The 13954-nt window shown below is 72.8% G+C and carries 10 protein-coding genes and 1 pseudogene; 3 read left to right on the plus strand and 8 right to left on the minus strand.

All coding sequences use genetic code 11. The annotated features are described in order from the left end of the window. Positions 1-64 precede the first annotated feature (64 nt). From QUE47_RS15260 to QUE47_RS15270, 3 genes are read right to left on the minus strand one after another with little or no spacing between them, the layout of a single operon-like run. Positions 65-1654 carry a sensor histidine kinase gene (locus QUE47_RS15260; RefSeq protein WP_286217975.1) on the minus strand — a complete coding sequence of 530 codons (1590 nt, stop codon included), beginning with the start codon at positions 1652-1654 and terminating at the stop codon, positions 65-67. Then, positions 1642-2298 (minus strand): PP2C family protein-serine/threonine phosphatase, encoded by a 657-nt coding sequence (locus QUE47_RS15265; RefSeq protein ID WP_286217976.1) that lies wholly within the window; start codon positions 2296-2298, stop codon positions 1642-1644. Before QUE47_RS15265 ends, QUE47_RS15260 begins: the two co-directional genes overlap by 13 nt. Then, on the minus strand, positions 2295-2918 hold the full coding sequence (locus QUE47_RS15270; RefSeq protein WP_286217977.1) for a response regulator: 624 nt from the start codon (positions 2916-2918) through the stop codon (positions 2295-2297). The genes QUE47_RS15265 and QUE47_RS15270 overlap by 4 nt, the downstream gene beginning before the upstream one ends. A gap of 136 nt (positions 2919-3054) precedes the next feature. Between QUE47_RS15270 and QUE47_RS15275 the strand changes: the two genes are divergently transcribed. After that, positions 3055-5256 (plus strand): HelD family protein, encoded by a 2202-nt coding sequence (locus QUE47_RS15275; protein WP_286217978.1) that lies wholly within the window; start codon positions 3055-3057, stop codon positions 5254-5256. A 180-nt stretch (positions 5257-5436) separates the two neighbouring features. Then, positions 5437-6636, plus strand: coding sequence for a phosphoglycerate dehydrogenase (gene serA, locus QUE47_RS15280; RefSeq protein ID WP_286217979.1), 1200 nt, complete (start codon positions 5437-5439; stop codon positions 6634-6636). Positions 6637-6660: 24 nt separating this feature from the next. Here the strand turns inward: serA and nrdR are convergent, their stop codons facing one another. Further along, entirely contained in the window at positions 6661-7284 is a 624-nt protein-coding gene (nrdR, locus tag QUE47_RS15285; protein ID WP_286217980.1) for a transcriptional regulator NrdR, read from the minus strand. A 131-nt stretch (positions 7285-7415) separates the two neighbouring features. Further along, positions 7416-7904, minus strand: coding sequence for a LysM peptidoglycan-binding domain-containing protein (locus QUE47_RS15290; protein WP_286217981.1), 489 nt, complete (start codon positions 7902-7904; stop codon positions 7416-7418). A 368-nt stretch (positions 7905-8272) separates the two neighbouring features. Between QUE47_RS15290 and lexA the strand changes: the two genes are divergently transcribed. Then, on the plus strand, positions 8273-9046 hold the full coding sequence (gene lexA / locus QUE47_RS15295; protein ID WP_286217982.1) for a transcriptional repressor LexA: 774 nt from the start codon (positions 8273-8275) through the stop codon (positions 9044-9046). A 151-nt stretch (positions 9047-9197) separates the two neighbouring features. Here lexA and QUE47_RS15300 read toward each other — a convergent pair whose 3' ends face one another. The 3 genes and pseudogenes from QUE47_RS15300 to hflX all read right to left on the minus strand — a co-directional run bounded on the left by QUE47_RS15300 (position 9198) and on the right by hflX (position 13924). Continuing rightward, complete coding sequence (locus QUE47_RS15300) at positions 9198-10094, minus strand: L-lactate dehydrogenase (protein ID WP_286219541.1); 897 nt, start codon at positions 10092-10094, stop codon at positions 9198-9200. 99 nt (positions 10095-10193) lie between these two features. Continuing rightward, positions 10194-12225: pseudogene (locus tag QUE47_RS15305) on the minus strand (ATP-dependent DNA helicase). A gap of 88 nt (positions 12226-12313) precedes the next feature. Continuing rightward, positions 12314-13924 carry a GTPase HflX gene (gene hflX, locus QUE47_RS15310; RefSeq protein WP_286217983.1) on the minus strand — a complete coding sequence of 537 codons (1611 nt, stop codon included), beginning with the start codon at positions 13922-13924 and terminating at the stop codon, positions 12314-12316. Positions 13925-13954: the final 30 nt, after the last annotated feature.

A 13954-nucleotide genomic window follows, 5' to 3' on the forward strand; every position in this document is an offset into this window, starting at 1 on the left:
CCACGGTCTGATCCCCCGAACAAGCTTCGCCGGTCGACCCACGGGTCGCGGCGCGCGCTCGATCCTAGTCGACCTCGACCGGCCCGACGCCGAGCTCTCGCGCGGCGGAGACGTACCGGTGGGCCAGCGTCCAGCGCACGACCGTGCCCTGCGTCTCACCGGCCTCGATCCAGATGCGGCCGCCGTGGTACTCCACGATCCGCTTGCAGAGCGCGAGCCCGATGCCGGTGCCTTCGTAGACGTCCTTGGCGTGCAGCCGCTGGAAGATCACGAACACCCGGTCGGCGTACTGCGGATCGATCCCGATGCCGTTGTCCGTGCAGCTGATCTCCCAGTGGGTGCCGTCCGACCGCACCCCGAGGTGCACGGTCGCCGGCCGGTCCGGGGACCGGAACTTCACGGCGTTGCCCACCACGTTGAGCAGGAGCTGGGTGAGCAGGGCCCGCTCCCCGTGGACGACCGGGAGGTGGTCGTGGGTCACCGTGGCCCCGGCTGCCTCCAGGCTCTCGGCCAGGTCCCGCAGGGCGTCTGCGAGCGCGTCCTCCAGGTCGACGTCGGCGAGCTCGGCACCGGACCGACCGACGCGCGAGAACCCGAGGAGGTCCTGGATCAGCCGCTGCATGCGTTTTGCGCCGTCGACCGCGAAGTCGATGTACTGGTCGGCACGGTCGTCGAGCTGCCCGCCGTAGCGCTTGCGCAGCAGCTGCGTGAAGCTGGCGACCTTCCGCAGCGGTTCCTGCAGGTCGTGCGACGCCACGTAGGCGAACTGCTCGAGATCGCGGTTGGACCGCTCGAGCTCGGCGGACTGCTGCTCGAGCCGTTGGTGCGACGCCTCGACCTCGATCCGCGCGTCCTCCGCCTCCTCGGACCGCCGCACGAGGTCCTGGCGCAGGCGCTCGACGTCCTGGGACAGGTCGACCACTTCCCCTGCGCCGGTGACGACGACCGGCAGGGTCCTGTCGACGGAGGCCCGGCGGACGTTCTCGGCCAGCTCGTGGACGGGGCGCGTCACCCTCCGGTCGACGACCCGCCACAACCACCAGGACAGCGCGACGGACGCGACGGCGAGCGTCGCCACCGCCGAGGCGAGGACGAACGTCCACGTCCGCAGCCGGTCCACCGCCGACGCGCGACCCTCCTCGAGCGCGCCGACATAGTCGGCGGCCGCCTCCTGCGCCGCGAGGTTGAGCGCGTGGCCACGCTGCTGCTCCACGGTCGGCACCACGGCGCCGTCCGGGTCCTGTGTGGTCGCCACCACGGGCACCACGTAGTCGCTCATCCACCGCCGCACGGCGTCCTGGGTCTCGAGCCGCAGCCTCTCGTCCGGCGCCCCGGTGACGTCGGACGCCGCGGGGCCGGGTGGCAGCTCGAGGTCACCCCACCCCTCGGTGACGGTCGCGAAGACGTCGGCCGTCGCGACGTCGCCCGTCTGCACGTACGAGCGCAGCAGCTCGTCGGCGTCCTCGAGCGCGTCCTCGACGGTCGACGCCTCGGTGATCGCGTCGAAGTAGGCGACCGTCACCTCCTCCTGGAGGGTCACGACCCGCACCAGAGCGAAGGCGGCGACCGCGAGCAGCAGGACGAGCGCGGAGCCGGCAGCCACGAACGCGCGCCCGAGGGTCCGGCGCACGGAGCGCGCCGTCACGACGACCACGCCTCGGAGTCGGCGAGGGTCGCGCCCCGTTCGCCCGCCGTCAGGGTGTCGGAGCCGCCGATCATGAGGACCGCCGCGTCGTCCGTCAGTGGCCCTCCGTGCAGGTCCCGGACCCGACGGAGGATGCGCTCGACGACGCCGGTGGAGCCCTGGGCGCGGACCTCGTCGACCACAGCGAGGAGCCCCTGTGCTCCGACGCGCTCACGTCGCCCGTCAGGGTCTGCCGACCCCGGCACGAGATCGGGCCGCACGGTCGCCTCGACGAGCCCGTCCGTGTGCAGCAGGACCGCCCACGACGAGCCGAGGTCGACGGAGCAGGCCGGCCAACCACCGTCCACGGGGACCCCGATCGCGCGGCCGCGGCAGTGCGAGGGCGCCTCCGCCGACGACTCCCCGTCCAGCATCAGCGGTGCCGGGTGCCCGGCGAGATAGATGTCGGCCGAGCGGCGGTCCGGCGCGATGACGAGCTGGCAGAGCGTCGCGAACACCTCGGGACGCGCGCGCTCGACCAGCAGCACCTGCTCGACCTGGCCGATGACCCGCTCCGGGGGCGTACCGGTGACGACGAGGGTGCGCCACGCTGTCCGGAGCGTCGCGCCCAGCGCGGCCTCGTCCGGTCCGTGGCCCGCGACGTCGCCGATCACGCACACGACGCTCCCGTCCGGGCGCTGGACGGCGTCGTAGAAGTCGCCCCCGAGCAGACCGGTTCCCCCGGCAGGTACCCGACCAGGACCGAGAGCGCCGCGTCCTCGACGAGCGGGCGCGGCAGCAGGGCCCGCTCCAACCGCGCGGAGTCCGCGGCGCGGACCTGGCTGCGGTACAGCTCTCTGCGGGCGAGGGCGGCACGCCGACGCTGGACCGCGTAGCGCACCGACCGCGCGAGCACGTCAGGACCGACGTCGGACTTCACGAGGTAGTCGTCCGCCCCGGCTGCCACGGCACGGACGCCGTCGTCGCCCCCGGTGCGGCCGGTCAGGACGACCAACGAGGGCGGCTGATCGAGATCACGGAAGCGCTCGACGGCTCCGAGCCCGACGGAGTCCGGGAGGCCCAGGTCGAGCAGCACGCAGTCGACCGGACCGCGGCGCACCCGGTGCACCGCGTCCTCGAGCGTCGTCGCCCGGATCAGGTCGACGTGCAGGTCCGCGTCGGCGAGGTGCTCCTCGACCAGCAGGGCGTCCCCGTCGTCGTCCTCGACGAGCAGCACCGTCAGCAGCTCGGCCGGGTCGAGGCTCTCCGACCCCTCGGCGCGCGCGATCGTCACAGTGTCGCCCTCCGTCGTCGGTCGTGACCTCCGCCAGATCCTACTGGCGCTCGCGTAGGACATAATGGACGGCCGCGGGACGGGACCCGGACACCCGAGCACCCGAAGAGAACCCCCACGAGCGCGAGGACCACGAGTGGCGAGCAGGCAGCAGGTGCTGGCGGCGGAGCAGGCCGTCGTGGACGCGATGTACGCCCGACTGGACGAGCTCCGCGTGCGCGCCCGGGGGCGCCTGGCGGACACGCGCAAGGCTGGCCCCAGCGGTTCGCCGCAGAACCGCAGCGAGCGCGACGCCTTCGCGACCCTCTACGAGGACCGGCTCGCGCAGCTCGAGGCGGTCGAGGACCGGCTCACGTTCGGGCGCCTCGACCTCACCGACGGTGAGCACCGGTATGTCGGTCGCATCGGGCTCACCGACGAGGCGCACGCATCGATCCTCACGGACTGGCGCGCGCCCGCGGCGCAGGCGTTCTACCGCGCGACGTCGGCCCGCCCAGACGGGGTGGCCAGGCGGCGACACCTCGTGACGCGCCGACGGCGCGTCACCGGCGTCGAGGACGAGGTCCTCGATCTCGACGCGAGCCTCTCCGCCGAGGACAGGTCCGGGCTCTCCGGCGAGGGCGCGCTCCTCGCGTCGCTCGCCGCGGGGCGCACCGGGCGCATGGGCGACATCGTCGCGACCATCCAGGCGGAGCAGGACGCGATCATCCGTTCCGAGCTCGCCGGGGCCCTCGTCGTCCAGGGCGGGCCGGGGACCGGCAAGACGGCGGTCGCGCTGCACCGCGCCGCGTACCTCCTGTACGCGCACCGCAAGCAGCTGGAGCGGTCGGGCGTCCTGCTCGTCGGCCCGAGCCGGTCGTTCCTGAGGTACATCGACCAGGTCCTGCCGTCGCTCGGCGAGACCGGCGTCGTCTCGACGACCGTGGCCGACCTCCTGCCGGGCGTCTCGGCCCGGGCTCACGAGGGCGCCGAGAGCGCACGGGTCAAGGGTCTGGCCGTCATGCACCAGGTCGTGCGCCGCGCCGTCCGCAGCCGCGAGCGGGTCCCCCGGACCGAGATGGAGGTCAGGCTCGACGGCCGGGCGCTCGTGATCCGGCGCAGGGACGTCCGCGACGCGATCGAGCGGGCCCGCCGGACGCGCAAGCCGCACAACCTCGCGCGGGCGACGTTCGTCCGCGACATGCTCGGGCGGCTCGCCGACCAGTACGCGGCGACGCTCGGTGAGCGTCTCGTCGACCAGGACCGTGCGGACGTGATCGAGGACCTCCGGGTCCTGCACGACGTGAAGGTCGCGCTCAACCTCGCGTGGCTCCCGATGTCGCCGCAGTGGCTCCTCGAAGACCTCCTGGCCAAGCCGGAGCGTCTGGCGGAGCTCGCACCCGAGCTCACCGCCGACGAGCGCGCGGCCGTGGCCCGCCCGAAGGGATCCGCGTGGACGCCTGCCGACGTCCCCCTGCTGGACGAGGCGGCCGAGCTCCTCGGTGAGGACGACCAGATGGCACGGGCCCAGGCGGGTGCCGAGGCCGCGGAGCGTGCCGCGGAGCTCGACTACGCGCGACAGGTCCTGGCGTCGTCGGGCGCCGGGGGCGGTCTGGTCGACGCGGAGGTGCTCGCCGACCGCTTCGCCTCTCGCGGGCCTCGGCTCACCACCGCCGAGCGCGCCGTCGCCGACCGGCGCTGGACCTTCGGGCACGTCGTCGTCGACGAGGCACAGGAGCTCTCCGCGATGGCGTGGCGCATGCTCGCCCGACGCTGCCCGACACGCTCGTTCACGATCGTCGGGGACGTCGCCCAGTCGTCCTCCCCCGCCGGCGCGAGATCGTGGCCCGCGGCCCTCGACCCCGTGCTCCGCGGCTCCTGGCGGCTGGCGGAGCTCACCGTCAACTACCGGACTCCCGCCGAGATCGCGGATCGCGCGCAGCGCGCGGCACGGTGCGCCGGCCTCCCCGTCTCGACCCTGACGTCGGCGCGCCACGAGGAGGGTTCGCTGACGATCGTCGATCGACGCGACGCACCTCACGGGCTGCTCGACGAGGTCGCGCGCCAGGCGCTCGAGCGGGTCCGTGACACCGTGGAGGCGGACGGCGCGGGTCGGGTCGCGATCATCGCCCACCCCGACGCCGTCGAGGCCGTCGACGCCGTGGTCCGTGCCGCGCTCGCCGCCGGGCTGCCGGAGGACGAGAGCGCCCGACTGGCCGACCAGCCCGAGGGGACGCCCAGGTCGTCGTGCTCGCGCCCGAGCAGGCCAAGGGACTGGAGTTCGACGACGTCGTGCTGGTCGAGCCCGCGGCCGTCGCGACCGGTGTCGGCGGGCCGGCCGACCTCTACGTCGCGATGACGCGACCCACGCGACGGCTCGTCGTCGTCCACGCCCAGGACCTGCCGCCCGGCATCCCGGCCTGACCGGTCCCGCTCGGCCCCGCTCGGTCCCTGAGCGAACCTCGAACGGACGCCCGCCGATCGTCCGCAGACCAAGACCGGTTTGTCGTTCCGGCGGTAGCGGGCGCACGATGAGCCCGTGCCCAGAGCCTTGCTACTCGAGAACCTGCATCCCGTCGCCACCGAGATCCTCACCGACGCCGGGTTCGAGGTCGTCAACCACACCGGCGCGATGGACGAGGACGAGCTGATCGCAGCCCTCCCCGGCTTCGACGTCCTCGGCATCCGGTCCAAGACGAACGTCACATCGCGCGTCGTCGCTGCCGCCGACGACCTCCTCGCGATCGGCTGCTTCTGCATCGGGACCAACCAGGTCGACCTGGCGGCCGCCGGGCAGGCGGGCGTCGCCACCTTCAACGCGCCGTTCTCGAACACCCGCTCGGTGGTCGAGATCGCGATCGCGGACATGATCGCCCTGACGCGTCGGCAGCCGGAGTTCAACCGGTCGATGCACGAGGGCGTGTGGAACAAGTCCGCCGACGGCGCGCACGAGATCCGGGGGCGGACGCTCGGCATCGTCGGCTACGGCAACATCGGGACCCAGCTCTCCGTCCTCGCGGAGAACCTCGGCATGTCCGTCGTCTTCTACGACACGGCGGAGAAGCTCGCGCTCGGCAACGCCCGGCGTGTCGAGAGCCTCGACGAGCTCCTCGAGGTCGCCGACATCGTGACGCTGCACGTCGACGGCCGCAGCGGGAACGCCGGGCTCTTCGGTGCACGGCAGATCGCCCGCATGAAGCCGGGCGCGGTCTTCCTCAACCTCTCGCGCGGCTTCGTCGTCGACGTCGACGCGCTCCGTACGGCGCTCGGTTCCGGTCACCTCGCGGGTGCCGCGATCGACGTGTTCCCCGCAGAGCCGAAGAAGCGTGGCGACGCGTTCGAGTCGGAGCTCCGAGGGCTGCCGAACGTGATCCTGACCCCGCACACCGGCGGATCCACCGAGGAGGCGCAGGAGTCGATCGGCCGCTTCGTCGCGAACAAGCTCCGCGACTACTCGGCCACCGGTTCGACGACCCTCAGCGTGAACGTCCCCAACATCGCGCTCGAGCGCACGTCCGGCGTCCGCCGTGTGGCGCACCTGCACCACAACCTCCCCGGCGTGCTGGCGTCCGTCAACGCGACGCTCGCCGAGCACGGGACCAACATCGAGGGACAGCTGCTCGCGACGAGCGGAGACCTCGGGTACGTGGTCACCGACGTCGGCGCCGATCTCGTCCCCGACGCGGTCGAGGCGCTGCGGAAGATGGACCAGACGATCCGGGTCCGCATCCTCGACTGAGTCGGCCTGCCGGTAGGAGCCGGGTCAGAGCGAACGCGACCCGGCCCGGTCGTCGCCGTCGCGCAGCCCGGGCTCGACGGTGGCCCCGTCGTCGTCAGCCTCGGTCGCGGTACCCGTGCTCGCGTCCGACGCAGGAAGAACAGGCACGGGGTCCGCCCCGTCGCCCTCGTCGTCCAGGAGGCCCGCTGCGCGGTCGCGCTCAGCATGCTCGGCACGCAGCGAGGTGATCGCGGACTCGAAGTCCTCGAGCGAGTCGAACGCCTGATAGACGCTCGCGAACCTCAGGTAGGCGACCTCGTCGAGCTCACGGAGCGGACCCAGGATCGCGAGACCGATCTCGTACGCGTCGATCTCTGCGCTGCCGGCGGATCGGATCGCCTCCTCCACCCGTTGCGCGAGGATCGCCAGGTCGTCCTCGTTCACGGGACGACCCTGGCACGCCTTGCGAGCCCCGCCGACGACCTTGTCCCGGCTGAACGGTTCGGTGGCCCCGGACCGCTTCACGACCGAGAGGCTCGCCGTCTCGACCGTCGTGAACCGGCGCTGGCAGGCGGGACACTGCCGACGCCGGCGGATCGACGAGCCGTCGTCGGAGGTGCGGGAGTCGACGACTCGCGAGTCCGTGTGTCGGCAGAACGGGCAGTGCATCGGCTGGGCTCCTCAACGGCGGCCGCAGGACCGGCCATAGGTGCAGCGCCGCTCGGCGCCGCCCCGAACCTATGCGCAGGCCGATCACCTCGGCAAGGCGCTACCTGCGCGGCCCGCCCCCGACCCCCGGTTCACGAGCCGATCGGCACGACGAGACGGTCACCGGCGCGCAGGACCGAGCTGTCGAGACCGTTGAGATCTGCGATCACCGCGATCGTGTCCCGGACGTCCTCCCCTGCCGCCGTCACCCCGGCTGCGATCTCCCACAGGGTCTGTCCCGGCGACACGGAGAGCTGGGTCACCTCGGCCGGCACGCCGGGGCCGTCCGCCGACGCCTGCGTCCCGATCAGCGTGAGGAGGACGGCGACGAGGCATGCGACGACGAGCACGACCACGACGCGGCCGCGCCGCGTGATCCGGAGCGAGGATCGGGTTGGGACGGCGGGCGAGCGCACGGCACGGGACTCACGGTGCGCGCGAACGGGGTGAGCGGCACTCTGACGAGCACGGGCAGGATGCCCGGACGCCGTCCGTGCCCCGACCACGTCGGCCCGCCCGGCCTCCCGGGTCCGCGAGCTCGCCTCGCGCCACTGGGGAACATCCACGGTGATGACAGTCATGGCCTGCCTCCGTCTCTCGGTCGTGTCGTTCGTGCTCTACCGCTGATCCGTGCCGAGCATCGCGCGAGGGTCCGACACGAGGCCGTCCCGGCGGATGCTGGGCCCGCTGGTCGTGCACCTGTTGCTGTTGTCACCGGCGCTGTCACCGGCGCTGCTGCCAGGTCGGCTTCGAACGCGTGTTCGTCGAACGCCTGTGCGATTTCTATCACGCGCCTGCGGTGCTGTCGACACCCCGCTCGAACAGGTGTTTGATCCTGCGGCGTTCCTGCCCTAACCTGGGGACGAACGTGAGCCCGCCGGCAGGGCGGGTCACCGCCTTCCGCAACGGACGGCGACCGGTCGCAGTGTCGAGTCACGGGGAGTTGTCGATGGTCCAGCGTTCGGACGAGGCCGCGGAGTCCGCGCAGGTGCATGCTCTGCCGGTCGGCGACGATGCCCCGCTGTCAGCCCGCCAGGCACTCGTCCTGGAGACGATCCGAGCGTCGCTCGACGAGCGCGGGTACCCGCCGAGCATGCGCGAGATCGGCCAGTCCGTCGGTCTCACGAGCCCCTCGAGCGTGAAGCACCAGCTGACCGTGCTCGAGCGCAAGGGGTATCTGCGACGCGACCCGCACCGCCCCCGCGCCATGGAGATCGTCCGCGACCCCGTGAGCGTGGCGGGGGCGCCCGACGGGCCTGTCGTCGCCACGGCGGGGCAGGCCGTCGGCGCGGCACCGCAGGGCACCGAAGCCGTGGCAAACGATCCGGCGGACGCCTTCGGTCACCCGGCTCCGTCGTTCGTGCCGGTCGTCGGTCGCATCGCTGCGGGTGGCCCCATCCTCGCGGACCAGGTGGTGGAGGACGTGTTCCCCCTGCCCCGTCAGCTGGTCGGCGACGGGGAGCTGTTCCTGCTCAAGGTCGTCGGCGAGTCGATGGTCGACGCCGCGATCTGCGACGGCGACTGGGTGGTCGTGCGTCGGCAGCCCGTGGCCGAGAACGGCGAGATCGTGGCCGCCATGATCGACGGTGAGGCGACCGTGAAGGTCCTCCAGCGCCGAGAGGGACACGTGTGGCTGATGCCGCGCAACGCCGCCTACACGCCGATCCCGGGTGACGACGCCCAGGTCATGGGTCGTGTGGTCTCGGTGCTGCGCAGCCTCTGACGCCCGCTGGAGCTGACAGGTCTACTGAGCTCACGGGTCTACTGATCCCTCGCGCCCTTCTGAACGCTCACGCAGCTGGTCGCGCCCGTCCGAGCGCTCACGCAGCTGGTCGCGCCCGTCCGAGCGCTCGGCACCCGGTCGCGGGGCCGACTCAGTAGCCGAACCGGCGGGCCGCTGCCCGGACCGTCTCGGCCGACGTCTTGAGCCCGTCGTACTCGCTGTCCGAGAGCGGCACCTCGAACCGCTCGATGCTCCCCTGCCGGCCCACCAGCGACGGGACCGAGAGGCACACGTCGTCGATCCCGTAGAAGTCGTCGAGCAGGGTGGAGACCGGCATCACCCGGTCCTCGTCACCGAGGATCGCCTCGGCGATGCGGGACCCGGCCAGCCCGATCGCATAGTTGGTCGCGCCCTTGCCCTCGATGATCGTGTACGCGCTGCGCACGACGTCGCGCGCGATGACGTCGCGCGCCTCGGCGTCGAGCGGGAGCCGGCCCGGCAGAGGGTTCCACTCGCTGAGCGGCACCCCGCCGATCGTGGCGCTGCTCCACAGCGGGATCTCCGAGTCGCCGTGCTCCCCCGCGATGTACGCATGGACGTTCTGCACCGCCACGCCGCAGCGCTGGGCGACGAGGTGGCGGAGCCGCGACGAGTCGAGCACCGTCCCGGACCCCATCATCTGGTGCGGCGGCAGACCTGAGATCTTCAGCGACGCGTACGTCACGATGTCGACGGGGTTGGTCACCATGACGTAGACCGCGTTCGGCGCGACCTCCAGCAGACCGGGGAGGATCTTCTGCATCAGCCCGATGGTCGCCTCGGCGAGGTCCAGCCTGGACTGGCCGGGGCGCTGCTTCGCGCCGGCCGTCACCATGACGACGTCCGCGTCGGCGCACACGGCGACGTCGTCCGAGCCCTCCACCGACGCCTGGGGCATGAACTCGAGACCGTGCCGGAGGTCCAGGACCTCGGCGTCGACCTTCTTGCGGTCGATGTCGAGCAGCGCGACGTTGCGCGCGGCTCCGCGCATGAGCGCGGCGTAGGCCATCGTCGAGCCAACGGCCCCAGCCCCGACGATCGCCAGCTTCGTCGTTCCCGTGCGCACATACCCTCCAGAGATCTCGGTCGATGCCCGTGGCACCGGCGATCAGCCTACGGCGTCCAGGCGCCGCAGCGCGGCGAGGACCGTGTCCTTGTCGGACGTCGGCCAGAACGCCGGCATGGAGCGGCGCAGGTACTGCCCGTAGCGCTTGGTCGCCAGCCGCGGGTCGAGCACCGCCACGACCCCGCGGTCGGACGTCGACCGGATCAGCCGCCCGGCACCCTGCGCGAGCATCAGCGCCGCGTGCGCGGCGGAGACCTGCATGAACCCGTTGCCTCCCGCCTGCTCGACGGCGCGCGCCCGGGCCGAGCGGACCGGGTCGTCCGGTCGCGGGAACGGGATGCGGTCGACCAGCACGAGCTGGCACGAGGGTCCCGGGACGTCGACCCCCTGCCACAGCGACAGCGTCCCGAACAGGCACGCGCGGGGATCAGCGAGGAACTCGGCGACGAGCGCCGGCAGCTGGTCGTCGCCCTGGCACAGGATCGGCACGTCGAGGCGCTCGCGCATCGCCTCGGCGGCGACGGTCGCGGCACGGCGCGACGAGAACAGCCCCAGGGTCCTGCCGCCGGCGGCCTCGACCAGGTCGGTGATCTCGTCGAGCTGGTGCTCGGTCGCGGCGTCCCGGCCGGGCGTCGGCAGGTGCTCCGCGACGTAGAGGATCCCCTGGGTGCCGTAGTCGAACGGGCTCCCGACGTCCTCCCCGCGCCACCCGTCGCCGTCGCGCGGCAGCCCGAGCGCGCCCGCGACGTGCTCGAAGCTACCGCCGAGCGCGAGCGTCGCCGACGTGAAGACGCCCGTCCTCTCGGCCAGCAGGTTCTCGCGGATCAGGCCGCTCACCCCCAGCGGGGCCGCGTGGAGCCTGGTCGCGCTGTCCCCGCCCCAGCGTTCGCTCGGGTGCGTGCACCAGAGCACGTCGTGGCCGGTCGGGTCGGCGGCCATGCGCTCGGCGACCTCGGTCAGCGCGAGCATCGAGGCCTGCGCCATCTTCACGCCCGGCTCGGGCTGGGCGCCGGCTCCCGTCTCGGGCTTCAGCGCGCTCACCAGGTGCCGGGCCGCGTCCCGGACGGCCCCGACGACCATGCGCGCCTCGTCCGGGAGCCCGTCGGGGAACCGCTCCGCCGGGAGCCCCGCGAGCAGCGTCCCGAGCAGCCTGGACGCCGCGTCGAGGTCGTCGGTCGTGACACCCCCGTGCCGGCGCGCCATCCGGGCGGCGTGCTCGACGGTGGGGACCGACAGGTCCACGGTCGCGGCCGCGGTGACCCGGTCGCTGAGCTCGTGAGCCTCGTCCACCACGACCACGTCGTGCTCGGGCAGCACACCCGGCGAGCCCGAGGCCGCGATCCCGAGCATCGCGTGGTTCGTCACGACGACGTCCGCCTCGCGGGCCAGCGTGCGCGCGGCCTCCGGGAAGCATCCGTCGAGCATGGGGCAGCGCGCGCCGAGGCACTCGAGCGCTGTGACGGAGATCTGGCGCCAGGCCTTGTCCGAGACGCCAGGGACGAGCTCGTCGCGGTCGCCCGAGTCCGTCGACTCCGCCCACGCGCGGGCGCGCACCACCTGGGCGCCGAGCCCGGCGTCGTCCCTGGCACCGCCGGCGGGCGCCGGGTGGTCCGCCGCCCCGTGCTCCTCGCCCGGCAGGTCGAACAGGGTCGGCTCGTCCTGCGGGTAGCCGCCGCTGACCTTGTGCCGGCACGCGTAGTTGTGCCATCCCTTGAGCAGCGCTACCTGGGGCGCGCGGGGCAGGAGCGGCGCGACGGCGTCCGCCACCAGGGGAGGTCACGCGTCATGACCTGGCGCTGCAGCGCCAGCGTGGCCGTGGACACGACGACGCGCTCGTCGGCGAGCACCGCGTGCCGCACCGCGGGCACGAGATAGCCCAGCGACTTGCCGGTGCCGGTGCCCGCCTGGACCAGGAGGTGCTCCTCGGTGCGGATCGCCGTGTCGACGGCCTCCGCCATGGCGACCTGCCCGTCGCGAGGGGCTCCCCCAGGGCCGCGACAGCGGCTCCCAACAGCTCCTTGACGGAACCGGACTCCTCGGCCTGGATCGCGTCGCCGGTGTCCGTCGAAGTCATCGTCCGATCCTACGGTCGCGTCGGGGGCACGACGTCGCGCGGCCGGCGGACTGGGGACGCGCGGTGCGCCCTGGACCCTGTGGTCCGTTCAGCCGATCCCGTCCACCCGCGGCGCACCCGGTGCTCTGTCTGCCCGCGGTGGCGCGGTGGCGACCAGCGCGACCTCGGCGCCCAGCGCCTCGTCCACGCGACCACGCAGGTGGGTGCCGTGCGCGGTGTGCTCCTCGAACGTGATCTCCCCGGTCTCGTGCACCCGGTGCACGAGGTCGCCGCGGTCGTACGGCACGACGACGTCGATCTCCACCGCGGGACGCGGCAGCTCGGCGGTGATCAGCTCGAGCAGGCTGTCGATGCCTTGCCTCGTGTGCGCCGAGACGAGGATCGTGCGTCGCTCCCGCAGCCGCACGCGCGCTACGACCTCGGGGTCGGCGAGGTCGGCCTTGTTGAGGACGACCACCTCGGGCACGTCCGACGCGCCCGGCACGTCCGCGAGCACCTCACGCACGGCGGCGATCTGCCCCTCGGGGTCCGGGTGCGAGGCGTCCACCACATGGAGCAGCAGGTCCGCGTCCCCGACCTCCTCGAGGGTCGACCGGAACGCCTCGACGAGCTGGTGCGGCAGGTGCCGCACGAAGCCCACGGTGTCCGCGAGCGTGTAGACCCGACCGTCCTCGGTCTGCGCCTTGCGGATCGTCGGGTCGAGGGTCGCGAACAGTGCGTTCTCGACGAGCACGCCGGCGCCCGTCAGGGCGTTCAGCAGCGAGGACTTCCCGGCGTTCGTGTAGCCCGCGATCGCCACCGACGGGACTCCGCCCCGCTTGCGCGACGAGCGCTTCGTGTCGCGGGAGGGCTTCATCGCGGCGATCTCTCGACGCAGCTTCGCCATGCGCGTGCGGATCCGGCGGCGGTCGAGCTCGATCTTCGTCTCACCGGGACCGCGCGAGCCCATGCCTGCGCCTGCGCCGCCGACCTGTCCACCGGCCTGCCGGGACATCGACTCGCCCCAACCGCGCAGGCGCGGGAGGAGGTATTCCATCTGGGCGAGCTCGACCTGCGCCTTGCCCTCTCGGGACTTCGCGTGCTGGGCGAAGATGTCGAGGATCAGCGCGGTCCGGTCGACCACCTTCACCTTGACGATGTCCTCCAGCGAGCGCCGTTGGGAGGGTGCGAGCTCGCTGTCCACGATGACGGTGTCGGCACCGGAGACGGCGACGATCTCGGCGAGCTGTGCCGCCTTGCCCGAGCCGAGGAACGTCCCCGGGTCGGGCTTCTGGCGCCGTTGCAGCAGTCCGTCGAGGACCTCCGAGCCTGCCGTCTCGGCGAGTGCCGCGAGCTCGCGGAGCGAGACCTCGGCCTCTTCCGCGTCGCCGTACCAGAGCCCGACGAGGACCACCTTCTCGAGACGCAGCTGCCGGTACTCGACCTCGGTGACGTCCTCGAGCTCGGTCGACAGACCCGCGACCCTGCGCAGCGCCGCACGCTCGGCGAGATCCAGCTGGTCCCCGTCGGACGCCGAGTGCACGGTCGCGCCCTCGGCGCGCGCGGTCCCTGCCCGCGCCAGGACGCGGGCGACGACGTCGCCGGCGATGTCGCGGTCCTCTGCCTGAGTGCGGTGACCGTCGTCGGTCAGGTCGCCGGTCTCGCCGCCGGTCTCGTCGTCGTGCTCACCGTCTCTGGGTGCTGCGGGGTGCTGCGTCATGTGGTCCTCTCGTCCGCTGGGCCAAGACTG

Origin of the sequence: Paraoerskovia sediminicola (genome assembly GCF_030296575.1) — a bacterium.
In the GTDB taxonomy this organism is placed as follows: domain Bacteria; phylum Actinomycetota; class Actinomycetes; order Actinomycetales; family Cellulomonadaceae; genus Paraoerskovia; species Paraoerskovia sediminicola.